The organism is Streptomyces sp. NPDC029956, assembly GCF_055574655.1.
Window position 1 is genome coordinate 18,468 of sequence record NZ_JBVHZJ010000072.1, and the last position, 24,183, is coordinate 42,650.

Sequence of the window (24,183 nt, forward strand, 5' to 3'; positions counted from 1 at the left end):
CGGCCACGACTGGCGATGGCCTGCTACGAAGAGCGCGTCGATAACGGACCGCCGTGACCCTGTACGGACGTACGGGTACGGCCTCCCTCGCCGAGCAACTACGGCAGTCTACCGGCCCACCGCCCTACCACCCAATTCGATCACCGAGACACGACAGAGGGCCGCTCCCCCGAACGGGGAACGGCCCTCGTGCCTACCGAACGGCTACGGCTCAGTGCTCCTCGAAGAGGCTCGTCACCGAACCGTCCTCGAACACCTCGCGCACCGCACGCGCGATCGTCGGCGCGATCGACAGCACCGTGATCTTGTCCAGCTCCAGCGCACCCGGAACCGGCAGCGTGTCCGTGAACACGAACTCGCTCACCTTCGAGTTCTTCAGCCGGTCCGCCGCCGGACCCGACAGGATGCCGTGCGTGGCCGTCACGATGACGTCCTCCGCACCGTGCGCGAACAGCGCGTCCGCCGCGGCACAGATCGTGCCACCGGTGTCGACCATGTCGTCCACCAGCACACAGACGCGGCCCTTCACGTCACCGACGACCTCGTGCACGGTGACCTGGTTGGCGACGTCCTTGTCACGACGCTTGTGCACGATCGCCAGCGGCGCGTCCAGCCGGTCGCACCAGCGGTCGGCCACCCGCACGCGACCCGCGTCCGGGGAGACGATCGTCAGCTTGGAACGGTCGACCTTCGCACCCACGTAGTCCGCGAGGACCGGCAGCGCCGACAGGTGGTCCACCGGGCCGTCGAAGAAGCCCTGGATCTGGTCCGTGTGCAGGTCCACCGTCAGGATGCGGTCCGCACCGGCCGTCTTCAGCATGTCCGCGACCAGACGCGCCGAGATCGGCTCACGGCCGCGGTGCTTCTTGTCCTGACGGGCATAGCCGTACGACGGGATGATCACGGTGATGCTCCGGGCCGAGGCCCGCTTCAGAGCATCGATCATGATCAGCTGCTCCATGATCCACTTGTTGATCGGAGCCGTGTGGCTCTGGATCAGGAAGCAGTCCGCGCCACGGGCCGACTCCTGGAAGCGGACGTAGATCTCACCGTTGGCGAAGTCGAACGCCTTGGTCGGAACGAGGCCGACACCCAGCTGGTGCGCGACCTCCTCGGCCAGCTCGGGGTGGGCGCGGCCGGAGAAGAGCATCAGCTTCTTCTCGCCGGTCGTCTTGATCCCGGTCACAGCACTGTCTCCTCAGACGTGTTGTCTGGCCGCGTTCCACGAGCTGTCGTGCGCGTGTGCGAGCCAGCCGAATTTGTGTGCACGTATCACGGTACGCCGAGTTCGACGTACCCGTTTCCGGTCAGCTTTCGCCGGCGGAGTCCTCAGAGGTGGCCTGAGCGGCCTGCGCGGCAGCGCTGCCGGGACGCTTCCGGGCCACCCAACCCTCGATATTCCGCTGCTGGCCCCGGGCGACGGCGAGCGCACCGGCCGGGACGTCCTTCGTGATCACGGACCCGGCGGCGGTGTAGGCACCGTCCCCGATCGTGACAGGAGCCACAAACATGTTGTCCGAACCGGTCTTGCAATGGGAGCCGACCGTGGTGTGGTGCTTCGCCTCACCGTCGTAGTTCACGAAGACGCTCGCCGCGCCGATGTTCGTGTACTCACCGATCGTCGCGTCACCCACGTACGACAGATGGGGGACCTTGGTGCCCTCGCCGATCGTCGCGTTCTTCATCTCCACGTACGTGCCGGCCTTGGACTTCCGGCCGAGGTTCGTGCCCGGACGGAGGTACGCGAACGGCCCCACGGAGGCGCTCTCGCCGATGACGGCGGAGTCGGCGACGGTGTTGTCCACCCGGGCGCCCTTCTCGACGCGGGTGTCCTTGAGGCGCGTGTTCGGACCGACCACCGCGTCCTCGCCGATGTGCGTCGCCCCGAGGAGCTGCGTACCGGGCAGGAGGACGGCGTCGGGCTCGAAGGTCACCGTGACGTCCACGAAGACGGACGCCGGGTCGACCACGGTCACACCGGCGAGCATCGCCCGCTCGATCAGCCGCCGGTTCAACAGGGCACGCGCCTCGGCCAGCTGCACGCGGTTGTTGATGCCGAGGATCTCGCGGTGGTCGCCGGCGACGGAGGCGCCGACACGGTGCCCGGCCTCACGCAGGATGCTCAGCACATCGGTGAGGTACTCCTCGCCCTGGCTGTTGTCCGTCCGGACCTTGCCGAGGGCGTCGGCCAGCAGCTGCCCGTCGAAGGCGAACACGCCCGAGTTGATCTCACGGATGGCGAGCTGCTCGTCCGAGGCGTCCTTGTGCTCGACGATCTCGGTGACGGCGCCGGTCGCCGGGTCCCGCACGATCCGCCCGTACCCGGTGGAGTCCGGGACCTCGGCGCTCAGCACGGTGACGGCGTTGCCGTCGGCGGCGTGGGTGTCGGCGAGGGCGCGCAGCGTCTCACCGGACAGCAGCGGGGTGTCGCCGCAGACGACGACCACGGTCCCCTCGGGCGCCTGCCCGAGCTCCTCCAGGGCCATCCGCACCGCGTGCCCGGTGCCGTTCTGCTCCTCCTGGACGGCGGTACGGGTCCCGGCGTAGTGCTCCTCCAGGTGCCCCTTCACCAGCTCGCGGGCGTGCCCGACGACCACGACGAGGTGCTCGGGCTCCAGCTCCCGGGCGGCGGACACGACATGCCCGACGAGCGAGCGCCCGGCGATCTCGTGGAGGACCTTGGGGGTCTTCGACTTCATGCGGGTGCCCTCACCCGCTGCGAGGACGACGACGGCTGCCGGGCGGTTGGCGCTCACGGGAATGCCCTTCGGCTTTGGGTGGTGGACGCACGAAGGATACCGGGGGGCAAGGGTGCGGACATGAGTGCGGGTCCTGACCGTGATGGCCAGGACCCGGATGAAGAAGCTCCCCTGCCAGGACTTGAACCCGGACATAAGGCACCAAAAGCCTCAGTGCTGCCAATTACACCACAGGGGATGGCGTATAGGGTCAAAACAGACATCCTGTCAGTCTCGTACCCCGACGGCGTCCACTATGCCGTACCAGGCGCCCTCCATGCGACGGTATAGCTCCGCGCTCCCGGTGACGTAGATGACGAGGCATCCTCGGTAGGCCTGCGCGGTGTTCCTTCGGACGGTTCGGGGGTTGTGGCGCTTCAGGGTCGCCTTCTGGAACGTCGAGGCGTCGACGCCGGCCAGTTCTGCCCAGAACCGTTCGGCTTCTTGCACGTCGGCGCTCTCGTGAATGCTGACGCGGAAGCGGAGGCGGTCACGGGTGACGCCCATGAGGTCCAGCCACCGCGGGTGGAGGGTGATGACGTTCGGATCGCTGTTGATGAACTGCAGGCACTCGCGTCGGCTGTACGTCTTGTCCTTGGTGCCCTCGGCCCAGTAGAGGACGACCCCTGCTACGAGCAGCTCGCGGTCCGTCAGAGCGCCGATGGCCTCACGGGCCACGCGCTTCGTCTCCTGACGATCTTCCTCCTGTGCCGAGCGCAGGCGGGCCAGGCCGGCGTTCATCCGAGCCTGGCGCTCCTCGTCGGTGTAGCGGGGCTTCGGCTTCGGCAGGTCCCGTACCCACAAGGAGATCGAGCTCTTCGAGCAGCCCGGCTCGACCTGGATCTGGTCATAGGTCATGCCCTGGAGGCGTAGCTCGCGGGCGCGGTCGCGGAGGTCGTCCTTCGCGTTCGGGCGCTTCGTCCACTCCGGCGGTGGCTCGCCCTTCACCAGGCGGTGGAGGAGGTCGTTGTTGTAGATCTTCAGGTGGTCGCGGATCTGGTGGAGGCTGAGGCCCTCGCGGCGGAGTGCGATCGCCTGTTCGCGCAGTTTCTCGACGTCCGTGTACTTGCCCGTGGCGGCTGTCACATGAACACCATCGTCCGGAATGCGGACGCCCGGGTCGAAAGTCTGGGCGATTCAGTAGTTCGAGGGACGGGTGTCCGGGAGTGTTGACGGCGGGCGCTTCCCGGAGGGGCGCGCCCGTAGGGTGGTGGGTATGACCACAACGGGGGCAGACCGGGGCGCCGTGGGCGTCGGGAGTTGGTGGTGGTGGGGGAGACGGCGGAGTGCCGTGCTCGATGGGGGGCTCGCCCTCGTGTCCGCCGTCGAGTGCGGGTTCGAAGGGGTGCGGTTCGCCGAGCAGGCCTCGCTGCCCGTCCCCCTGGGGGTGTTGTTCGGGCTGATGGTCGGGTCCGTGCTGCTCGTGCGGCGGCGGTGGCCCATCGGGCTCGTGCTCGTGTCGATCGCCGTGGCGCCCGCCGAGATGGGTTTCCTCATGGGGATCGTCGGGCTCTATTCGCTCGCCGCTTCCGAGGTGCCCCGGCGGATCACGGCGTTGCTCGCCGGGATGTCGACGGTCGCCGTGTTCGTCGTGACCGTGGTGCGGATGCGGCAGGACATCGCCCAGGCGGATGTCGGGCGGCCCGACATCGACCCGAGCGGCTGGTACGTGCCGGTCGTCTCGCTCTTCATGACGCTCGGGCTCAACGCGCCGCCGTTGCTGTTCGGGCTCTACATAGGGGCGCGCCGCCGGCTCATGGAGAGTCTGCGGGAGCGGGCGGACAGTCTGGAGCAGGAGCTGTCGTTGCTGGCGGACCGGGCGGAGCAGCGGGCGCAGTGGGCGCGGCAGGAGGAGCGGACGCGGATCGCCCGTGAGATGCATGACGTGGTGGCGCACCGGGTGTCGTTGATGGTGGTGCATGCGGCGGCGCTGCAGGCGGTGGCGTTGAAGGATCCGCAGAAGGCGGTGCGGAACGCCGCTCTGGTGGGGGACATGGGGCGGCAGGCGTTGACGGAGTTGCGGGAGATGTTGGGGGTGCTGCGGGAGGGGGCTGTTCCGGTGGCTCCCGCTCCTGTGCCGTTGGCGGCCGTCGGGCGGGCTGCTGCTGCGGCGGCTGAGGCGGCTGCGGAGGACGGGCCTTCTCTGGACGCGTTGGAGGGGTTGTGTGAGCAGTCCCGGCTGGCGGGGGCGGTGGTGGAGTTCGTCGTGGTCGGGGAGGCCCGGGTCTACCCGCCGGAGGTGGAGCGCACGGCGTATCGCGTGGTGCAGGAGGCGTTGACCAACGTCCACAAGCATGCGGCGGGCGCCGAGGTGGTGGTGCGGCTGGCGCATCGTGAGGCCGAGGTCGCGATGCAGGTGGAGAACGGTCCGTGTCCTTCGGACGCGGGCGTGGCCGATGCGCGGCTGCCGAGTGGTGGGAACGGGCTCGTCGGTATGCGGGAGCGCGTGCTGCGGCTCGGTGGGGTGTTCGTGTCCGGGGCGACCGATGTGGGGGGTTTCAGGGTGTCGGCGGTGCTGCCGACGGTCACCCGGCTGTCAGGCGGGTCGGCTGTGCGCCGGTGACGAGGGTGGAGAGCGCCGTGTCGATGTCCTTGCCGAGGTACCAGTCGCCGGCGTGGTCGAGGCTGTAGACCCGTCCTTCCATGTCCATGGCGAGGATTGCCTGGTGGTCGCCTTCTTCGCCGAGTGGTGCGAGTTCCGTGTCCAGGGCGCGGCCGAGGTCGGCGAGGGTGCGGGAGAGGTGGAGTCCGGCGAGGGGGTCGAAGCGGACGGCGGCGGGTGCTATCTGGCGGCCGTGGCCGGGTGCGGTGATGCGGAGGCCGCCGAATTCGGCCCAGGCTTCGACGACGGCGGGGAAGACGCTGTGCCGGTGGCCCGCGGGGGAGAGGTGGGCGCGCAGGGTGTCGGCCCATTCTTCGGCGAGCTTGATGTCCCAGCGGCCGGGCTGCCAGCCGGCCTCGCGGAGGGCGGCGTCGACGTTGACCGGGAACCGGGTGGTGCTGAGGTGGTCGGGCATGTGGGTGCGGTCAGCCGTTCTCGACAGGCGTGGTGGGGTCGACGGTGCGGACGCCGAAGTGGGCGAGCATCGCCGTACAGGAGCGGCAGGGTGCGGCGTAGCTGCCGTGCAGGGGGTCGCCGTCCTCGCGGATGTGTCGTGCGGTGAGTTTGGCGTGTTTGAGGGAGCGGCGGGCTTCGCCGGGGGTGAGTGGTTTGCGTTGGGCGCGCTTGGAGCGGGCGTTCTCGGTGGCGGTGAGGTGCCGGGAGAGCAGGATCGCTTCGGGGCAGCGTCCGGTGAAGCGTTCGCGTTGGCCGCTGGTGAGGGTGTCCAGGAAGTCCTGGACGAGGGCGTGCAGGGTGGGTGGCCGGTCGCCGCGGCCGGCGGTGCCCGTGAGGGTCGTCTCACCGCGGACGGAGAGGGCGGCCCCGACGGTGGGGAGGATGCCGTCGCGGCGCTGTCGCAGTAACGGCGCGCGTGTGGTGTCGGCGCTGCTGCTCCAGTTGAGGCGTGGGTCACCCTGTGTGGGCGTCGGTGCTGTGTGCATGGTGCTGGTCTTCCCCTCCTGCAATCCCCCGAGTTGCGTGGACAGCCTGCCAAATAGGGAGCCATATGGGGAAGCTGGGGCGCTGAAACGTGGCTTCGGTGTGTCGTAATCATGGTGCACCTGTCATGGCATCGTGACAGTTGGTCACCGTCGGATCGGGCCGGTTCGGGCTCTTGTGCCAGCGCATAGGCTGTGCGGCATCAGTCAGGAGCAGCCAGCGGCTGCGGGTAGTAGCAGTCAGCGACGCCAGTGCAGGGGGCAACCGCCATGACGACAGGTCGGCTCGGGCAGGACACCGCGCCACCGAACGCGGCCTATGCCGGGCAGGTCGTGCACTTCCCGGACCCGGTCCGGGCTTCTCGGCATCCGCGAGGGGTGCGGGTGGACGAGTTCGGTCATCCGGAGTTCTCGCCGTACGCGCGTGCGGCGGCGGAGATCGCCGATCCGCCGGAGGGTTTCGGTGTCGACGAGCTGCGGTTGACGGACTACGTGTCGGCGAACGCGGCGATGGCGGCGACCGGTCATGAGTTGTGGGACACGATTCCGTCGGTGGCGACGCCGCACGGCTGGACCTGGCATCACGTGGCCCGTAGTCGGCGGATGGAGCTGGTTCCGGTCGAGGTGAAGGCGTTGTTGCGTCATCACGGCGGGGTGGCGACGGCGGCCGTGGATCACATGAAGCGGGGTACGCGCCCGTTGCAGGAGACCCGGCCGGTGCACTTCGGGCTGCCGAAGGGGCTGGTGTCGGTGTCGGAGCAGCAGCTCCAGGGTGTCGAGGAGGATCTCGGCTATCGGCTTCCGGGGGCGTACCGCTCGTTCCTGCGGGCGGCCGGTGGGTGTGCTCCGGTGGGTGCGGCGCTCGACGCGGAGCTGGGGCTTCTGGTCGACCAGCCGTTCTTCACGGTGCGGGAGGAGGCGGGGGTCAATGACCTCGTCTATGTCAACAAGTGTCTCCGTGACCATCTGACCAAGGACTATCTGGGCGTGGCGTTCGTCCAGGGCGGTCTGATCGCGCTGAAGGTGCGGGGTGAGGGGGTCGGTTCGGTGTGGTTCTGCGCGTACGACGACGCCCGGGACTCGGGCGAGGTCGCGGCGGGCTGGTCGGTGGGTGAGCGGGTGGAGCGGCTGTTGCTTCCCTGTGGTGCGGATTTCGACGCGTTTCTGCAGCGGCTCGCGGGCAATCCGCCGGAGCTGGAGACGGTGGCGAACCTGATGGTGGACGGTGGCTTCGCGCGTGCGGTGCCGGTCGTCCCGGTGGGGGAGTGAGTGGGCTGTGGTGACGTTCGCGCAGGCGCAGGAGCGCGCCGAGGAATGGATCAACGGCGACCTGCCGGCGTATCAGCACCGTGAGGTGCGGGTGCGGGAGTTCGAGCTGGGGTTCGTGGTGTGGGCGGAGGACCGTGAGGGCGGTCCGACGTCGGACGGTGGGCGTCAGCGGCTGGTGATCGCTCGGGACAGTGGTGAGGCGACGCTGTGGCCGGGGTTGCCGGTGGGTGAGGTGATCCGTCGGTACGAGGAGGAGTACGGGGCTTCGGAGGAGGTTCCGGCGCAGGCGGCCGTGCCGGCGGCGCGGATCGATCTGAACCAGACGTCGTTCCTGCTGAGTCCGCCGGAGTGGTTGCAGGACGCGGCGGACCGGATCGGGCTGCCGAAGCAGCCGAACGCCTCGCAGGAGAGCGGGGGTTCGGCGGCGTCGGTGGATGACGCGTCGGAGCCGGTGGCGGCGGGGGAGACGGGGCCTTCGGTCTCGGTCGCCTCGTCGTCGTCCTCGTCGGAGGGTGCGGGGGTGTCCGCGGTGGCGGGTGCCGTCGCGTACGAGCCGACCGCGATGGACGGGGTTCCGGCGGACGGGTCGGGTGCGGGTCCGGCTCCTGCGGCTCCTGCTCCTGTTGCTCCGGTCGCGCGGCCTGCGGCTCCGCCCGCGCCCGCGCCGGTTTCCGTGCCCGCGTCGACTCCGCCGCCCGCGCCGAGTCCGTGGGCCGACGCCAACGCGAGTTCCGGTGGTGCGGACGGGGCGGTGCCGCTGCCCGCGACCGTGTTCGCGCCGCCGCTGTCGGGGACGGACGACGAGGACACCCCGGCGCCGCAGGTGGGCGCCGACGCGCCGACCGCCCTGATGCAGGGCGGCAGCGCGCTGCCCGCGACCGCCGTGGCGCCCCGGCTCGACCCGGCCGCGCCGCCGCAGGGCGGTGCTCCGGCGGGTCCGCCCGCGCCGTCCGCGCCGTCCGCGCCGTCCGCGCCGACTCCGCCGTCGGCGCCTCATGCTCCCGCGCCTCCGCAGGCCGCCGGTCCCGGTGTGCCGCCGCCTCCGGCGCCCGCGCCCTCGGCGCCGGGTGCCCGGGACATCGCGGACGCGGCGACCAGCAAGGCCACGCTGCCGCCGAAGAGCGGGCGCGGTCCGGCCGCGCCCCCGCCGCCGCCGGGAGCCCCCGGCGTCCCCGGTGGCTCGTCGGGCGCCAACGCCTACATCCCCACACAGCTGGTGTCGCAGCTCGGGCCCGAGGGGCCCAGGCCGCCCGCGCAGCCGGGTCCGCCCGGCCCGCCGCCCGCTCCGGCTCCGCCCGGTCCGCCGACGCCGCCGCAGCCCGTGCACCACGCGGCGACGATGCTGGCGCATCCGAACCAGGGCGGTCCGGGCGCTCCGCCGCCGCCCCCGCCGCCGCCGGGTGTGCCCGGTACGCCCGCGGGCGGTATCGAGCACGCCGCGACGATGCTGGCCCACCCGGGTCCGGCCGGTCCGACGGCGCCGCAGCCACCGGGACCGCCGCCGCCGCTGCACGGCGGTCACGTACCGCCGCCCGCGCCGGGGCCCGTTCCCGGTCCGGTCGCCGGTCCCGGTCCCGTGCCCGGGGCCGTACCCCCCGCGTACGGATATCCGCAGCCGGCGGGTCAGCCGACGGTCGGTCCCGGCTACCAGGCGGTGCTGCGTTATCGCGCGCCCGACGGTTCCGAGGCGCAGATCATCCGGCGTTCGGCGCCGGGCACGCCACATCCGGAGTGGCAGATCCTGCACGAGCTGCGTGCGATGAACGTGCCGCCGCAGCAGGTGCTGGAGCTGCATACGGAGCTGGAGTCCTGTGAGCTGCCCGGTGGCTACTGTGCGCGGATGATCCGGGAGACCTGGCCGCAGGCGCGGATCACCAGCATCGCCCCGTACGGCCGTGATCACGCGGGCCGTCAGCAGGGCATGCGGCAACTCCTGACCCATCAGGGTGAGTTGCACCAGGTCGCGGACGGTCCCGCGCGGCCGGCGCCGGTGCGGGCGCCGCTGCCGCAGGTGCAGCCCGCGCCGCCGGTTCCGCCGGAGGCGATCGCGCAGGAGCTGGCCGGGGCGTTCGGTCCCGGCATCCTCCGCTTCGACCAGCGCGCCGTGTCGCGGCAGGGCGTGCCGGAGCTGGTGGCGCGCACGCTGGTGTGGGCGGGTCTGCCGGCGGACTTCGGGCCGTTCTTCTGGGCGCAGCCCGCGGTGCCGGTGGTGCCGACGCTGGCGGAGCTCGCGGCGCAGCGGCAGGTCCAGGCGGCGCCGGACGCGAGTTCGTACCTGGTGCTCGGTTCGGACTTCGGCCGGGCGATCTGTGTCCAGTACGGGACCGCGCACATCGTGGCGGTGCCGGTGGAGGCGGGTCCGGGCGGGCAGTCGGTGCCGCCGCAGTTCGTGAACACCGGGCTGCCGGAGTTCACGCGGGCGATGGCGCTGCTCGGCCGGATGTGGCGGCTGAGGTTCGGGCTGAACCCGGAGCAGGCGGGCCGCTGGACGGTCGACTTCCAGGCGCAGTTGGCGATGCTGGATCCGGCGGCGTTGTCGTCGCCGGAGAACTGGTGGTCGGTGCTGCTGGAGCAGATGTGGGACGGGCTGCTGTAGGAGGTGGGCCGGGTTTCCGGCCGACGTTTCCGGCTGACGCCGCTGGACAGACTCTGCTGGACAGAATGTGATGAAAGGCGCTCGACGTGTATGCACGTTGGGCGTCTTTTGTCCGTTCTGATGCAGCATCCTGGACGTTCGGGTCGGGTCAGAGGGAAGGGGCGCCAGGGGATGAGTTTCGCTGTCGGACGGGGGCGCGGGTATCGCCCCGAGCAGGTCGACCGCCGCCTCGCCGCGCTTTCGGAGGACCGTGACGGCGCCTGGGAGCGGGCCGCGCGGCTCACCGTCCTCGCGAAGGAGCTGGAGGACGAGGCGGTCCGGCTGCGGGCGGCCGTGGAGGCGCTGGTGCCGCACCGGTACGAGGCCCTCGGCGACCGGGCGGGGAAGATCCTGGAGCTTGCGGAGCTGGAGGACGAGTCGCTCGTACGGGCCGCCGAGGCGGAGGCGCAGTCCCTCGCGGAGGCGGCGGAGGCGGCGGGCCGGGAGACGGCGGAGGCGGCGCGGGCGTACGCGGAGGGCGTCCGCGCGGCGGCCGACGCGACGGCGGGCGCGACCCTGGCGACGGCGCGGGCGCGGGCCGAGGAACTGGCGACGGAGGCGCGGCGCGAGGCGGAGGAGCGGCTGACCGGGGCGCGGGAGGTCTTCGAGGAGACCGAGCGGCGCGCGGCGGATCTCCTCGCGGAGCAGGGCGCGGAGCAGAAGGCCGTACGGGAGGAGGCGGACCGCACGGCGGAGGGCCGGGCGGCCGCCCTGGACGCCCACCACGGGGAGCTGACCACCGCGGCGGAGGCGAGGCTCGCGGAGGCGCAGCGGACCCTGGCGCAGACCGAGGAGCAGGCCCGGCACGGCCAGGAGGACGCGGAGGCGCGCGCGGGCGGGCTGCTCGCGGAGGCCCGGATGAGGGCGGAGCGGGTCGAGCGCGAGACCGAGCGGGTGCTGCGGGAGCACGAGGAGGCCCGGGACGAGATCCACGGCCACATGGACCACATCCGCAACTCGTTGGCGGCGCTGACGGGGCGTGCGGGGGCGGCGGGGGAGGACGAGGAGTAGCAGGCCGGGTCGCCGGAGGTCCGAGGTCCACCCCTCCTGCCCCGACTGTCTAAGCTCGCCCGCATGTTGATGCGACCGACCGCCGTCAATCTCGACTGCGCCGACCCCCTGGCCCTCGCCGACTTCTACCACCGGGCCACCGGGCTGCCGCTCCACGAGCGGTCGGACGGGGAGTTCGCGGGGGTCGGCGGCGGGGAGGACGGGCTGCTGCTCGGCTTCCAGCGGGTCGACGACCACCGTCCTCCGACCTGGCCCGGCCGGGACGTGCCGCAGCAACTGCACCTCGACTTCGACGTCGACGACCTGGACGAGGCGGTGGCCCGGCTCGTGGAGTGGGGCGCCACCGTGCCGGAGGCGCAGCCGCGCCCCGACCTGTGGCGGGTGGTCCTGGACCCGGCGGGGCATCCGTTCTGCATCTCGCCCCGGAGGCGGGCGGGTTCCGCCTAGGCCCCGCCGCCGGACTCCCGCCCGCCCCGCGACGGCTGGACCCGGGGGCGACGGGAGGCGCGACGGCGGGGAGCGCTACTCTCCTGGCCTCTAGGGGAGGCAAGTACGTGAAGCACCTACGTGTACCCGGGCGTATGCCCGGGCGCCGTCTGACGGCCGCGGCCGTCACCGCAGTCCTCGCCGCCACGGGCGGCATCCTGTCCACGGTCCCGGCGACGGCGACGCCGGTCCCGGCGACCGCGGCCGACAGCGCGGACCAGCAGGAGACCACCGTCCCGTTCCCGCGGGACGCGGAGGTCGTCGGCGCGGGCGCGACCGGCTTCCTGTCGCGGACGAACGGCCTCAGCCCCGAGCTGCGCTGGACCCGCTACGCCGACGGAACCTCCACCGTGCTGCCGCCGAGTCCGTTGCGCGGCGGGGTCTCGGACGTCGTGGTGACGGGGGACCACGCCACCGACGTCACGAAGTTCCGGGTCGTGAAGGTGCACGACATGGCCACGGGCGCGGCACCCGTCGAGGTGGACCTGAACGCGCTGGGCGAGAACTACGTCTACCGGGGAGCCGTCGGCGCGACTCTGGTGGTCGGGGTGAAGCAGGCGGACGGGACGATGGAGGCGCACCTCCTCACCAGGACGGGGAGCGTCCTCGACGAGCGCACGGTGACCGGGCTGCCCGCCGGCACGGTGGGCTTCTCGGTCACGACCGCCTCCGCGACCTCGTTCGGGATCGTCGCGGCGGCCGGGCCGGTGGGCGCCCGCACGAGCCACCGGGTCGCGGTGGACGTCCGTTCCGGCGCGGTCACCGACACGTACGCGACCAGCGGGACCCAGCGGGTGGCGGGGGCGCTCTCGGACACCCACATGGCCTGGAACGAGGAGACCGGTCCGTCGATCGTCATCGGCAGGCGGGGGACCTCCGAGACGCAGCGGATCCCGCACGAAAGCCTCGTCCAGTACGGCCTCGTCGGCCACTGGCTGCTGACCGCGCGCCCCTACGTCCTCGGGCGTGACACGCGCAGGGACTCGCAGCGGCAGCTCTCGATGCGTTCGCTGGTCGACCCCGAGGACTTCGGGAGCGACCTGCTGGAGCACATGTCGTCGCTCGTCCCCGGCCCGGACGGCTCCGTGCTGGTCCGGGGCGGCACGGTCGAGCACGGTGAGGGGCTCTACCGGGTCACGGTCGGCGAGGACGGGTGGCCCGTCGCCGAGCCGGTCGCCACGACGGGGGAGCCGACCTCGGTCGCGTACCTCGGCGGGGACGTCCCCGCGGTGGTCGACTTCGACCGCCGCAAGGGCGGGGTGGACCTGAGGTGGCGCTTCTCGCGCAAGAACACGCGGGTGTACCTCAAGCTCACCCACACGGGCACGGGCTCGTCGAACGAGATCGTGATCTGGGAGCCGGGCGGCCGCCATCCCGACCTGGGGCCGGAGACGGTCGGCTGGACCTGGCACGGCGAGGACCCCTCGTCCTCGTGGCTGTCCGGGGTCAGCGGTGAGTACACCTGGGAGATCGAGGCCGTGCCCCTCGACGGAGTCGGCCGGTCCGGCCGTGCCTCCGGGACGATCACCCTCGTCCGCAAGCCGACGGCACACGACTACAGCGGCAACGTCGATCCCGAGATCTTCGCGCGGGACTCCTCGGGGCGTCTGTGGGTCGCGCAGGCGTACTACGACGAGCAGTGGGGCGCACTCGTCGAGACGCAGGAGTCGCCGGTCGGCTGGGGCTGGGGCGTCTACGACCGGCTCGAGTCGGCCGGCGACATCGCGGGCACGGGGACGACCGACACCCTCGCCCGTGACAAGGACGGCGTGCTCTGGCTCTACCAGGGCTCCGGCGACCCGGCCAAGCCGTTCCTCGGCCGGGTCAGGGTCGGCGGCGGCTGGCAGACCTACGACCGGCTGGGCGGCGGCAGCGATCTGACCGGCGACGGCCGGTCCGATGTCGTGGCCACCGACAAGTCCGGCGTCCTGTGGCTCTACAGGTCCACCGGCAGCGCGAGCGCCCCGTTCGCGCCGCGCCGGAAGATCGGGGGCGGCTGGGGGGTCTACAACGAGATCACCGCGGTCGGCGATCTCGCGGGCGGCCCCGCGGGTGACCTCGTCGCGCGGGACAGGGACGGGATGCTGTGGCTGTACCTCGGCAAGGGGGACGGCACCTTCGCCGGTCGTACGCGGATCGGCAGCGGCTGGAACACCTACGCCCGTCTCATCGGCGTCGGCGACGTCAACAAGGACGGCCGTCCCGATCTCCTCGCACGGCCCTCGGGCTCGGAGTCGTTCCTGTACGCCGGTACGGGCGACTGGCGTGCCCCCTTCAAGCCGAGGCGCGGCGGTCAGGTGTTCACCGAGGTGTCCGGGTACAACGAGGTCTTCTGACCCGCCTCGTTCAGGACTCGTCCAGGACCGCGTCAGCCCTGCGCGCCGCGCCGCTCCCCCTCCTCCAGGACCGGGAAGCGGCGCGGTGCCAGGGTGAGGAGGACCAGGAGCGCCAAGGCCGCCGCGCCCGCCGCGCCCACGAAGACGTAGTCGACCGCCGTGTCGACCGCGCGCCGCAGGCCGTCCATCGTCCCGGCCGTCAGGGAGTCGGGCGCGTCGAGCGCGCGGGCCAGGGTGTCCAGGTCGCCGCCGCCCGGGCGGGCGGCCAGGACGCCGTTCGCCACCGCGCCGAACAGTGCCGCGCCCACGCTCTGGCCGACCTGCCGGCAGAAGAGGACGGACGCGGTGGTCGTGCCCCTCTCCTCGTACGGGACCGTCGACTGCACGCCGACGATCAGCGGCAGTTGGAAGAGGCCGAGCGCCCCGCCCAGGAGCAGCATGATCAGGGCGGGCTGCCAGGGCTCGCCGGGGAACGGCAGGAACGGGAAGGCCAGGAGCAGCAGCAGGGCCAGTGAGATGCCGATGACGGCGGTGAGCCGGAAGCCGATCCGGCCGTAGACCCGGTTCGAGAGCGCCGCGCTGATGGGCCAGCTCAGGGTCATCACCGAGAGGACGAACCCGGCCGCGATCGGGCCGAGGCCCAGGACGGACTGCGCGTACGTCGGCAGGAAGACCGTGGGCGCGACCATGAGCAGGCCGAGGGCGCCCAGCGCGAGGTTGACGGCGGAGATCGTGCGGCGGCGCCAGACCCAGCCGGGGATGATCGGGTCCGTCGCGCGCCGCTCGACGACGACCGTCACCGCGCCCAGGACGGCCGACCCGGCGAGCAGCCCCAGCGAAGGGGCGGACAGCCAGGGCCAGGCGACACCGCCCTGGACCAGGGCGGTGAGGAGGAGGGCTCCTGTGGCGAAGATCGACAGGGCCCCCGCCCAGTCGATGCGTACGCGCGCGCGTGGCGCGGTGCGGGCCGGTTCCTTCAGGTGCCGGACGATCAGCCAGAGTGCCACCGCCCCGATCGGCAGGTTGATCAGGAAGATCCAGCGCCAGTCCGCGTACCCCGCGAGGAGTCCGCCGGCCGCCGGGCCCGCGACCGAGGACGCGGCCCACACGGAGGAGAGCTTCGCCTGGATCCTGGGGCGTTCCTTCAGCGGGTACAGGTCGGCGGCGACCGTCTGGATCGTGCCCTGGAGCGCGCCGCCGCCGAGGCCCTGGACGACGCGGAAGGCGATGAGGGAGGCCATGTTCCAGGCGGCCGCGCACAGCAGGGAGCCGATGAGGAAGAGGACGACTCCGGCGATCAGGACGGGTTTGCGGCCGAAGGTGTCGCTGATCTTGCCGTACACCGGCAGGGTGACGGTCACGGCGAGGAGGTAGCCGGAGAACAGCCAGGAGAAGACGGCGAGTCCGCCGAGGTCGCCGACGATCTGGGGGACGGCGGTGGACACGATCGTGCCGTCGATGGCGGCGAGTCCCATGCCGAGCATGAGCGCGGCCACGACGGGGCCGCGGCGCGCGGCCGTCGGTGGGCCGGGGGTGGGGGCGGCGGGGTCGGCCTTGCCGGCGGGGGTGCCCGCCGGTGTCGTGTCGGACTCGGCCACCGCACGTTTCCTTTCTTCGTACACCTAACTGTTCGCCCGTCAGGGTCTCACCCGCACCCGAGTCGTAGGAACCCCCAGGGCCCTGTCGTCGCACTCCCGTCCGCCCCGCGACGCCCTGCGCGCGGCGGGTCGGACGGCTGTGGTTCCTGCGGGGTGACAGCAGCGGCACGCCCGTCGGCTCCGGCGGCTGGAACGGCATGACGATGCTCATCGGCAACGGCGACCGGTGGGACCTCGACGGCGCCTTCTGAGTCGAAGCCGAGGGCCTCCGCCTTCGGGTGGAGGCCCTCACGCGTGTCCGGGTACGGCCGGAAGGGCCGAAGGCGAGGTCGGAGGCGCCGACGGTCCGTGCCGAGGCGTCGGAGGTGCGAGGACGGGGGGTTCCTCGGGTGGACGTCCCTTAGGGGGATCTCCCCCATACGGCCCAGGGATCGTTCGTTCCGGCGGAGGAGGAGAAGCCCGCTCCTCCGTCCTTAACTTGAACTTACAAACCACCCACTGCTCCATTCACCGCTCCGAGGAGAAAACCGTGACCACGGCTGTGACCATCCCCAGGCACGGGGGAGACGATGAAGGTGCGGCGCGTAGTGCCTCGTCGAGGGGCGGTGGTCGGGCAGCGGGTGGGGGTACGGCCGTCGCCGCGCGGGCGCGTCAGGTCGTCAAGGCTTACGGCTCCGGGGAGACCCGGGTCGTCGCACTGGACTCCGTCGACGTCGACATCGCCCGCGGACAGTTCACCGCGATCATGGGACCCTCGGGTTCCGGCAAGTCGACCCTGATGCACTGCCTCGCCGGGCTCGACACCGTCACCAGCGGCGAGATCTTCCTCGACGAGACCGAGATCACCCGGCTCAAGGACAAGAAGCTCACGCAGCTGCGCCGGGACCGGATCGGCTTCATCTTCCAGGCCTTCAACCTGCTGCCCACGCTGAGCGCGATCGAGAACATCACGCTCCCCATGGACATCGCCGGCCGCAAGCCGGACGCCGAATGGCTGCGCCGGGTCGTCGACACCGTCGGCCTCTCCGAGCGGCTCAAGCACCGCCCGAACGAGCTCTCCGGCGGCCAGCAGCAGCGCGTGGCCGTGGCCCGTGCCCTCGCCGCGCGGCCCGAGATCATCTTCGGGGACGAGCCGACCGGAAACCTGGACTCGCGGGCCGGCGCCGAGGTCCTCGGCTTCCTCCGCACCTCGGTCGACGAGCTGGGCCAGACCATCGTCATGGTCACGCACGACCCGGTCGCCGCCTCCTACGCGGACCGGGTCCTCTACCTCGCCGACGGGCGGATCGTGGACGAGATGCTCCGGCCCACCGCCGACGCCGTCCTCGACCGCATGAAGGACTTCGACGCGCGCGGGCGGACGTCATGAGCGTCCTGAAGACCTCGCTGCGCAACTTCTTCGCGCACAAGGGACGCATGGCGCTCTCCGCCGTCGCCGTCCTGCTCTCCGTCGCCTTCGTCAGCGGCACCCTGGTGTTCACCGACACCATGAACACGACGTTCGACAAGCTCTTCGCGTCGACCGCCTCCGACGTCACCGTCAGCCCCAAGGGCGCGGCGGTCGACGACGAGACCCCGCAGACCGGCCGCCCCGAGGCCTTCCCCGCCTCGCTCGTCGAGCAGGTCCGGAAGACCGAAGGCGTCAAGGCCGCCCAGGGCGCGGTCGTCTCGACCAGCGTCACCGTCGTCGACGCGAAGAACAAGAACGTCGGACCCACCAGCGGCGCCCCGACGATCGCCGTCAACTGGAGCGCCAACGAGCTGCGTTCGGTGGACCTGGCCTCCGGCCACGAGCCGCGCGGCCCCACCGAGGTGATCGTCGACGGCGCCACCGCCGAGAAGCACGGCCTGAAGATCGGCGACGAGCTGCGGACGATCTCCGTCACCGGTGACTTCACCGCGAAGATCTCCGGCATCGTCGAGTTCAAGGTCACCAACCCGGGCGCCACCGTCGTCTACTTCGACACCGCCACCGCGCAGCGTGAACTCCTCGGCAAGGAAGGCCTGTTCACCCAGGTCACGGCCGACGCCGACGAGGGCGTCAGCGACGACACCCTGAAGCGGAACATCGCCGCGTCGATCGGCGACGGCTACAAGCTGCAGACCGCCGCCGAGGCCGCCGACGCGGGCCGCGAGGACGTCGCCGGCTTCCTCGACGTCATGAAGTACGCGATGCTCGGCTTCGCCTTCATCGCCTTCCTCGTCGGCATCTTCCTCATCGTCAACACCTTCTCCATGCTGGTCGCCCAGCGCACCCGCGAGATCGGCCTCATGCGGGCCATCGGCTCCAGCCGCAAGCAGGTCAACCGCTCCGTCCTCGTCGAGGCGCTGCTCCTCGGCCTCTTCGGCTCGATCGCCGGAGTCGCCGCGGGCGTCGGGCTGGCCGTCGGACTCATGAAGCTCATGTCCGCCGCGGGCATGGAGCTGTCCACCCGCGACCTCACCGTCGCGTGGACGACCCCGGTCGTCGGCCTCACCCTCGGCATCGTCGTCACCGTCCTCGCCGCCTACATCCCGGCCCGCCGCGCCGGGAAGGTCTCCCCGATGGCCGCCCTCCGCGACGCGGGCACCCCCGCCGACGGCAGGGCCGGCCGGGTGCGCGGAGGCATCGGTCTCGCCCTCACGGCCGTCGGAGCGGCCGCTCTGGTGGCGGCGTCCCGCGCCGCGGAGGCCGGTCCCGGCTCCCTCTGGCTCGGCCTCGGTGTGGTCCTCACCCTCCTCGGCTTCGTCGTCGTCGGCCCGCTCCTCGCCGGCGGAGTCGTCCGCGCGCTGGGCGTCGTCGTCCTGCGGATCTTCGGCCCGGTCGGCCGGATGGCCGAGCGGAACGCGCTCCGCAACCCGCGCCGCACCGGCGCCACCGGCGCCGCCCTGATGATCGGCCTCGCGCTCGTCGCCTGTCTCTCGGTGGTCGGCTCCTCGATGGTCGCCTCGGCCACCGACGAGCTCGACCGGTCCGTCGGCGCCGACTTCATCGTGCAGTCCGGCACCGGCCAGCCGATCGTGCCGCAGGCCCAGGCCGCGCTGGAGAAGGCCCCCGGGATCGACCACGTCAGCGAGTACAAGTGGGTCGACGCCACCGTCACCGACCCGCGCGGGAAGACCACGAAGGCCGACCTGGCGGCCACCGACCCTTCGTACATGAAGGACCTGCGCCGGGAGACGACCGCCGGCACCCTCGCCGACGCCTACGGCAAGGGCGCGATGTCCGTCGGCAGCGACTACGCCACCGAACACGGCGTGAAGGTCGGCGACGTGCTGACCCTCGCCTTCAAGGGCGGCGAGAAGGCGAAGCTGAAGGTCGCGGCGATCACCGCCGACACCGGGCAGGTCGACAAGGGGGCGATGTACATCAACGTCACCACCCTCGCCGAGTACGTCCCCGCCGACCGCATGCCGCAGAGCCTGCTCCTGCTCGCCAGCGCGCAGGACGGCCAGGAGACCCAGGCCTACCAGGCCCTCAAGGACGCGCTCGCGCCGTACCCGCAGTACAAGGTGAACAACCAGGCCGACTACAAGGAACAGCTGCAGGACCAGGTCGGACAGCTGCTCAACATCGTGTACGGGCTCCTCGCCCTGGCGATCGTCGTCGCGATCCTGGGCGTCGTGAACACCCTGGCCCTGTCGGTCGTCGAGCGGACCCGGGAGATCGGCCTCATGCGGGCCATCGGCCTCTCCCGCCGCCAGCTGCGCCGCATGATCCGCCTGGAGTCGGTGGTGATCGCCCTGTTCGGCGCGCTGCTCGGCCTCGGCCTGGGCATGGGCTGGGGCACGGCCGCCCAGAAGCTGCTCGCCCTGGAGGGCCTCGGGGTCCTGGAGATCCCCTGGCCGACGATCCTGACGGTCTTCGTCGGCTCGGCCTTCGTGGGTCTGTTCGCGGCGCTGGTGCCCGCGTTCCGGGCGGGCCGGATGAACGTCCTGAACGCGATCGCGAGCGAGTAGCGCGGTCACGGGAGGGAACGGGGGAACGGGGGAGTACGGCCCCGGTGCGCACGCGCACCGGGGCCGTACTCGTCGCAGGACCGGCCGGGGACCGCCGGTGTCACTCTCCCGGGCGGCCCCTTCCCTTCGGGCGGGTGACAGTGGCACGTCGTAGGCTGGGGGACGACCGGGCCGTACGCGCCCGGGACCACCCCGGCCCGTGCGACGTGTCGGGCTGTTCGCGTTGCCCGCCCCCGTCACCCCTCGGGATGGAAAGCTTCATGAGCCTGCACGGCCTGCTCGATGTAGTCGTCAAGGACGCGGCCCTCGCCGAGGCGGTGAAGGCCGCCGCCGACGGGAACCGCCCGCACGTGGACCTGGTCGGTCCCGCGGCCGCCCGGCCCTTCGCCGTCGCCGCGCTCGCCCGGGACTCGGGCCGACCGGTGCTCGCGGTCACCGCGACCGGGCGGGAGGCCGAGGACCTCGCCGCCGCGCTGCGGTCCCTGCTCGACCCGGACAGGGTCGTCGAGTACCCCTCCTGGGAGACCCTGCCGCACGAGCGGCTCTCGCCCCGGTCCGACACCGTCGGCCGCCGTCTCGCCGTACTGCGCCGTCTCGCGCATCCGCGGGACGACGACCCGGCGGCCGGCCCGGTGAGCGTCGTCGTCGCCCCCATCCGTTCCGTGCTCCAGCCGCAGGTCAAGGGCCTCGGCGACCTGGAGCCCGTGGCACTGCGGAGCGGCCAGACGGCCGATCTGAACGAGATCGTGGAGGGTCTGGCGGCCGCCGCGTACTCCCGGGTGGAGCTGGTCGAGAAGCGCGGCGAGTTCGCCGTGCGCGGCGGCATCCTGGACGTCTTCCCGCCGACCGAGGAGCACCCGCTCCGGATCGAGTTCTGGGGCGACGACGTCGAGGAGATCCGGTACTTCAAGGTCGCCGACCAGCGGTCCCTGGAAGTCGCCGAGCACGGACTCTGGGCGCCGCCCTGCCGTGAGCTGCTGCTCACCGCGGACGTACGGGAGCGGGCCGCGGCGCTCGCCGAGGAGCACCCCGAGCTGGGAGAACTCCTCAACAAGATCGCGGAGGGGATCGCCGTCGAGGGCATGGAGTCCCTCGCGCCGGTCCTCGTCGACGACATGGAGCTGCTGCTCGACGTCCTCCCGAAGGGCGCCATGGCCGTGGTCTGCGACCCGGAGCGGGTGCGGACCCGGGCCTCCGACCTGGTGGCGACGTCGCAGGAGTTCCTCCAGGCGTCCTGGGCGGCCACGGCCGGCGGCGGCGAGGCCCCGATCGACGTCGGCGCGGCCTCCCTGTGGGGGATCGCGGACGTCCGGGACCGGGCGCGCGAGCTGGGGATGTCCTGGTGGTCGGTGTCGCCGTTCGCGGCGGACGTGACGGCCGAAGGCGCCGACGGGGACACCCTCACGCTCGGCATGCACGCCCCCGAGTCGTACCGCGGCGACACCGCACGCGCGCTCGCCGACACCAAGGGCTGGCTGGCCGACGGCTGGCGCACGGTCTACGTCACGGAGGCCCACGGCCCCGCGACCCGTACGGTCGAGGTCCTCGGCGGCGAGGGCATCGCGGCCCGCCTCGACGCCGACCTGACCGAGATCTCCCCGTCGGTCGTGCACGTGTCGACCGGCTCCATCGACCACGGCTTCGTCGACGCGGCCCTCAAGCTCGCCGTCCTCACCGAGACCGACCTGTCCGGCCAGAAGGCGGCCGGCAAGGACGGCCAGCGGATGCCGGCCAAGCGCCGCAAGACCATCGACCCGCTGACCCTGGAGGTCGGCGACTACATCGTGCACGAGCAGCACGGTGTCGGCCGGTACGTGGAGATGGTCCAGCGGACCGTGCAGGGCGCGACCCGCGAGTACCTCCTCGTCGAGTACGCCCCCGCCAAGCGCGGCCAGCCCGGCGACCGGCTGTACATCCCGACCGACCAGCTGGAGCAGGTCACCAAGTACGTGGGCGGCGAGGCACCGACCCTGCACCGGCTCGGCGGCGCCGACTGGACGAAGACGAAGGCGCGCGCCAAGAAGGCCGTCAAGGAGATCGCGGCCGACCTCATCAAGCTGTACTCGGCGCGGATGGCGGCCCCCGGGCACGCCTTCGCCCCGGACACCCCGTGGCAGCGCGAACTGGAGGACGCCTTCCCGTACGCGGAGACGCCCGACCAGCTGTCCACCATCGCCGAGGTGAAGGAGGACATGGAGAAGACCGTCCCCATGGACCGTCTGATCTGCGGCGACGTGGGCTACGGCAAGACGGAGATCGCGGTACGCGCGGCCTTCAAGGCGGTCCAGGACGGCAAGCAGGTCGCGGTCCTCGTCCCCACGACGCTCCTCGTGCAGCAGCACTTCGGGACCTTCTCCGAGCGGTACTCGCAGTTCCCGGTGAAGGTGCGGGCGCTGTCCCGCTTCCAGTCCGACACCGAGTCCAAGGCGACCCTGGAGGGACTGCGGGACGGCTCGGTCGACATCGTCATCGGCACCCACCGCCTCTTCTCCTCCGAGACGAAGTTCAAGGACCTGGGCCTGGTCATCGTCGACGAGGAGCAGCGCTTCGGCGTCGAGCACAAGGAGCAGCTGAAGAAGCTCCGCGCCAACGTCGACGTGCTGACCATGTCGGCCACCCCCATCCCCCGTACGCTCGAGATGGCGGTCACCGGCATCCGCGAGATGTCGACCATCACGACCCCGCCGGAGGAGCGCCACCCGGTCCTCACCTTCGTCGGCCCGTACGAGGAGAAGCAGATCGGCGCCGCGATCCGCCGTGAACTCCTCCGCGAGGGACAGGTCTTCTACATCCACAACCGGGTCGACTCGATCGACCGGGCGGCGGCGCGGCTGCGTGAGATCGTCCCCGAGGCGCGGATCGCGACGGCCCACGGCCAGATGTCCGAATCGGCCCTGGAGCAGGTCGTCGTCGACTTCTGGGAGAAGAAGTTCGACGTCCTCGTCTCCACGACGATCGTCGAATCGGGCATCGACATCTCCAACGCCAACACCCTGATCGTCGAGCGCGGCGACAACTTCGGCCTCTCGCAGCTCCACCAGCTGCGCGGCCGGGTCGGCCGTGGCCGGGAGCGCGGCTACGCGTACTTCCTGTACCCGCCGGAGAAGCCGCTCACCGAGACCGCGCACGAGCGGCTCGCGACGATCGCCCAGCACACCGAGATGGGCGCGGGCATGTACGTGGCGATGAAGGACCTGGAGATCCGCGGCGCGGGCAACCTGCTCGGCGGCGAGCAGTCCGGCCACATCGCGGGCGTCGGCTTCGACCTGTACGTCCGGATGGTCGGCGAGGCGGTCGCGGACTACCGGGCGCAGATGGAGGGCGGGGTGGAGGAGGAGGCCCCGCTGGAGGTCAAGATCGAGCTCCCGGTCGACGCCCACATGCCGCACGACTACGCACCCGGCGAGCGGCTCCGCCTCCAGGCCTACCGCTCGATCGCCTCGGCGAACTCGGAGGAGGACATCAGGGCGGTCCGCGAGGAACTCACCGACCGCTACGGCAAGTTGCCGGAGCCGGTCGAGAACCTGCTCCTGGTGGCGGGCCTGCGCATGCTGGCGCGCGCGTGCGGCGTCGGCGAGATCGTCCTCCAGGGCCCGAACATCCGCTTCGCCCCGGTGGAACTGCGCGAGTCGCAGGAGCTCCGCCTGAAGCGGCTCTACCCGCGCACCGTCATCAAGCCGGCCGTCCACCAGATCCTGGTACCGCGCCCGACGGCGGGCAAGATCGGCGGAAAGCCGGTGGTGGGCCGCGAACTGCTCGCGTGGACCGGGGAGTTCCTGACGACGATCCTGGGGTCGTAGGCCGCGCGGGTCGGGGTGCGCGGGCTGTTCGCCGCGCACCCCGACCGGCGACTACAGCTCGTCCAGGTTCAGCGCCGCGGCCATCGCGCGGTAGCCCGCGTCGTTCGGGTGGAGGGCGTCGCCGGAGTCGTAGGCCGGGAGGATGCGGTCCGGGTCCGCCGGGTCCGCGACCGCACGGTCGAGGTCGACGATCTCGTCGTACGCGCCCGAGGTGCGGACCCAGGTGTTGAAGGCGTCCCGCTTGGCCTCGTTGGCCGGGGTGTCGTAGAAGGACCCCTTGACCGGGGTCAGGGTCGCGCCGATCACCTTCAGGCCCTTGGCGTGGGCCTGGCGGATCAGCGTGCGGTGACCCTTGATCAGTTCGGTCACGGAGACGTCGGGGGTGGGCGCGGCGGGGAAGCTCACCGTGCTGCCGCCGATGTCGTTGATGCCTTCGAGGAGGATGACGGTGCGGACGCCCCGCTCGTTCAGTACGTCCTCGCGGAAGCGGGTCAGGGCCTTCTCGCCCGCCCAGGTGGTGTCGTTGACGACCTGGTTGCCCGCGATCCCGTGGTTGAGGACCGCGCGCGGGCTGCCCGCCGCGGCCAGGCGCTCGGCGAGCTCGTCCGGGTAGCGGTTGTCCGCGTCGGTCGCGGAGCCCACGCCGTCGGTGATCGAGTCGCCGAAGGCGACGATGCCGTCGCGGGGGGGGGGGGGGGGGGGGGGGGGGGGGGTGGGGGGGGAGGGGGGGGGGGAGGGGGGGGGGGGGGGGGCGGGGGGAGAGTGGGTCGACCGCCACGAAGGAAGGGGGGGGGGGGCGCTTTTTTCCCCGAGAGAGAAGCCCCCCCACAC

At 71.8% G+C, this 24,183-nt stretch carries 17 protein-coding genes and 1 tRNA gene; 9 read left to right on the forward strand and 9 right to left on the reverse strand.

Translation table 11 applies throughout. The annotated features are described in order from the left end of the window. Positions 1-211: 211 nt before the first annotated feature. The 4 genes from ACZ4XX_RS35835 to ACZ4XX_RS35850 form a co-directional block, all read right to left on the reverse strand. Entirely contained in the window at positions 212-1,186 is a 975-nt protein-coding gene (locus ACZ4XX_RS35835) for a ribose-phosphate diphosphokinase (RefSeq protein ID WP_030315367.1), read from the reverse strand. Between the two features lie 121 nt (positions 1,187-1,307). Next, on the reverse strand, positions 1,308-2,756 hold the full coding sequence (gene glmU, locus ACZ4XX_RS35840; RefSeq protein WP_468512005.1) for a bifunctional UDP-N-acetylglucosamine diphosphorylase/glucosamine-1-phosphate N-acetyltransferase GlmU: 1,449 nt from the start codon (positions 2,754-2,756) through the stop codon (positions 1,308-1,310). 109 nt (positions 2,757-2,865) lie between these two features. Then, positions 2,866-2,937, reverse strand: a tRNA-Gln gene (locus ACZ4XX_RS35845). Between the two features lie 29 nt (positions 2,938-2,966). Then, positions 2,967-3,824, reverse strand: coding sequence for a hypothetical protein (locus ACZ4XX_RS35850; protein ID WP_468512006.1), 858 nt, complete (start codon positions 3,822-3,824; stop codon positions 2,967-2,969). Positions 3,825-3,954: 130 nt separating this feature from the next. On the opposite strand from ACZ4XX_RS35850, the gene ACZ4XX_RS35855 reads away from it, so the two are divergent. Beyond that, a complete protein-coding gene (locus ACZ4XX_RS35855; RefSeq protein ID WP_468512007.1) occupies positions 3,955-5,301 on the forward strand; it encodes a sensor histidine kinase in 1,347 nt (448 codons plus the stop codon). Here ACZ4XX_RS35855 and ACZ4XX_RS35860 read toward each other — a convergent pair. After that, a complete protein-coding gene (locus ACZ4XX_RS35860) occupies positions 5,264-5,755 on the reverse strand; it encodes an SUKH-3 domain-containing protein (RefSeq protein ID WP_030315362.1) in 492 nt (163 codons plus the stop codon). The two genes, ACZ4XX_RS35855 and ACZ4XX_RS35860, sit on opposite strands and share 38 nt — an antisense overlap. A gap of 10 nt (positions 5,756-5,765) precedes the next feature. Further along, the gene (locus ACZ4XX_RS35865) at positions 5,766-6,281 is read right to left on the reverse strand and encodes a YwqJ-related putative deaminase (protein WP_468512008.1); all 516 of its coding nucleotides are present in this window, start codon (positions 6,279-6,281) and stop codon (positions 5,766-5,768) included. A gap of 267 nt (positions 6,282-6,548) precedes the next feature. Between ACZ4XX_RS35865 and ACZ4XX_RS35870 the strand changes: the two genes are divergently transcribed. Further along, positions 6,549-7,547, forward strand: coding sequence for an SMI1/KNR4 family protein (locus tag ACZ4XX_RS35870; RefSeq protein ID WP_468512009.1), 999 nt, complete (start codon positions 6,549-6,551; stop codon positions 7,545-7,547). Positions 7,548-7,712: 165 nt separating this feature from the next. Here ACZ4XX_RS35870 and ACZ4XX_RS35875 read toward each other — a convergent pair whose 3' ends face one another. Further along, positions 7,713-8,270: a hypothetical protein gene (locus ACZ4XX_RS35875; protein WP_468512010.1), complete on the reverse strand. Its 558-nt coding sequence runs from the start codon at positions 8,268-8,270 to the stop codon at positions 7,713-7,715. 28 nt (positions 8,271-8,298) lie between these two features. Here ACZ4XX_RS35875 and ACZ4XX_RS35880 point away from each other — a divergent pair, with 28 nt between their 5' ends. The 4 genes from ACZ4XX_RS35880 to ACZ4XX_RS35895 all read left to right on the forward strand — a co-directional run bounded on the left by ACZ4XX_RS35880 (position 8,299) and on the right by ACZ4XX_RS35895 (position 14,015). Beyond that, the gene (locus ACZ4XX_RS35880; protein ID WP_468512011.1) at positions 8,299-10,143 is read left to right on the forward strand and encodes an SUKH-4 family immunity protein; all 1,845 of its coding nucleotides are present in this window, start codon (positions 8,299-8,301) and stop codon (positions 10,141-10,143) included. Between the two features lie 171 nt (positions 10,144-10,314). Further along, complete coding sequence (locus ACZ4XX_RS35885; RefSeq protein WP_468512012.1) at positions 10,315-11,193, forward strand: cellulose-binding protein; 879 nt, start codon at positions 10,315-10,317, stop codon at positions 11,191-11,193. 63 nt (positions 11,194-11,256) lie between these two features. Next, positions 11,257-11,640: a VOC family protein gene (locus ACZ4XX_RS35890; RefSeq protein ID WP_468512013.1), complete on the forward strand. Its 384-nt coding sequence runs from the start codon at positions 11,257-11,259 to the stop codon at positions 11,638-11,640. A 134-nt stretch (positions 11,641-11,774) separates the two neighbouring features. Then, positions 11,775-14,015: an FG-GAP repeat domain-containing protein gene (locus ACZ4XX_RS35895; protein ID WP_468512014.1), complete on the forward strand. Its 2,241-nt coding sequence runs from the start codon at positions 11,775-11,777 to the stop codon at positions 14,013-14,015. Between the two features lie 32 nt (positions 14,016-14,047). Here ACZ4XX_RS35895 and ACZ4XX_RS35900 read toward each other — a convergent pair whose 3' ends face one another. Beyond that, entirely contained in the window at positions 14,048-15,613 is a 1,566-nt protein-coding gene (locus tag ACZ4XX_RS35900) for an MFS transporter (protein WP_468512015.1), read from the reverse strand. 529 nt (positions 15,614-16,142) lie between these two features. Here ACZ4XX_RS35900 and ACZ4XX_RS35905 point away from each other — a divergent pair. From ACZ4XX_RS35905 to mfd, 3 genes are all read left to right on the forward strand, one after another. Next, positions 16,143-16,982 carry an ABC transporter ATP-binding protein gene (locus ACZ4XX_RS35905; RefSeq protein WP_468512016.1) on the forward strand — a complete coding sequence of 280 codons (840 nt, stop codon included), beginning with the start codon at positions 16,143-16,145 and terminating at the stop codon, positions 16,980-16,982. After that, positions 16,979-19,552, forward strand: coding sequence for an ABC transporter permease (locus tag ACZ4XX_RS35910; RefSeq protein WP_468512017.1), 2,574 nt, complete (start codon positions 16,979-16,981; stop codon positions 19,550-19,552). Before ACZ4XX_RS35905 ends, ACZ4XX_RS35910 begins: the two co-directional genes overlap by 4 nt. A gap of 260 nt (positions 19,553-19,812) precedes the next feature. Next, positions 19,813-23,352, forward strand: a complete 3,540-nt coding sequence (gene mfd / locus ACZ4XX_RS35915) for a transcription-repair coupling factor (RefSeq protein ID WP_468512018.1) — start codon at positions 19,813-19,815, stop codon at positions 23,350-23,352. A gap of 51 nt (positions 23,353-23,403) precedes the next feature. Here the strand turns inward: mfd and ACZ4XX_RS35920 are convergent, their stop codons facing one another. Beyond that, the gene (locus tag ACZ4XX_RS35920; protein WP_468512019.1) at positions 23,404-24,183 is read right to left on the reverse strand and encodes an SGNH/GDSL hydrolase family protein; all 780 of its coding nucleotides are present in this window, start codon (positions 24,181-24,183) and stop codon (positions 23,404-23,406) included.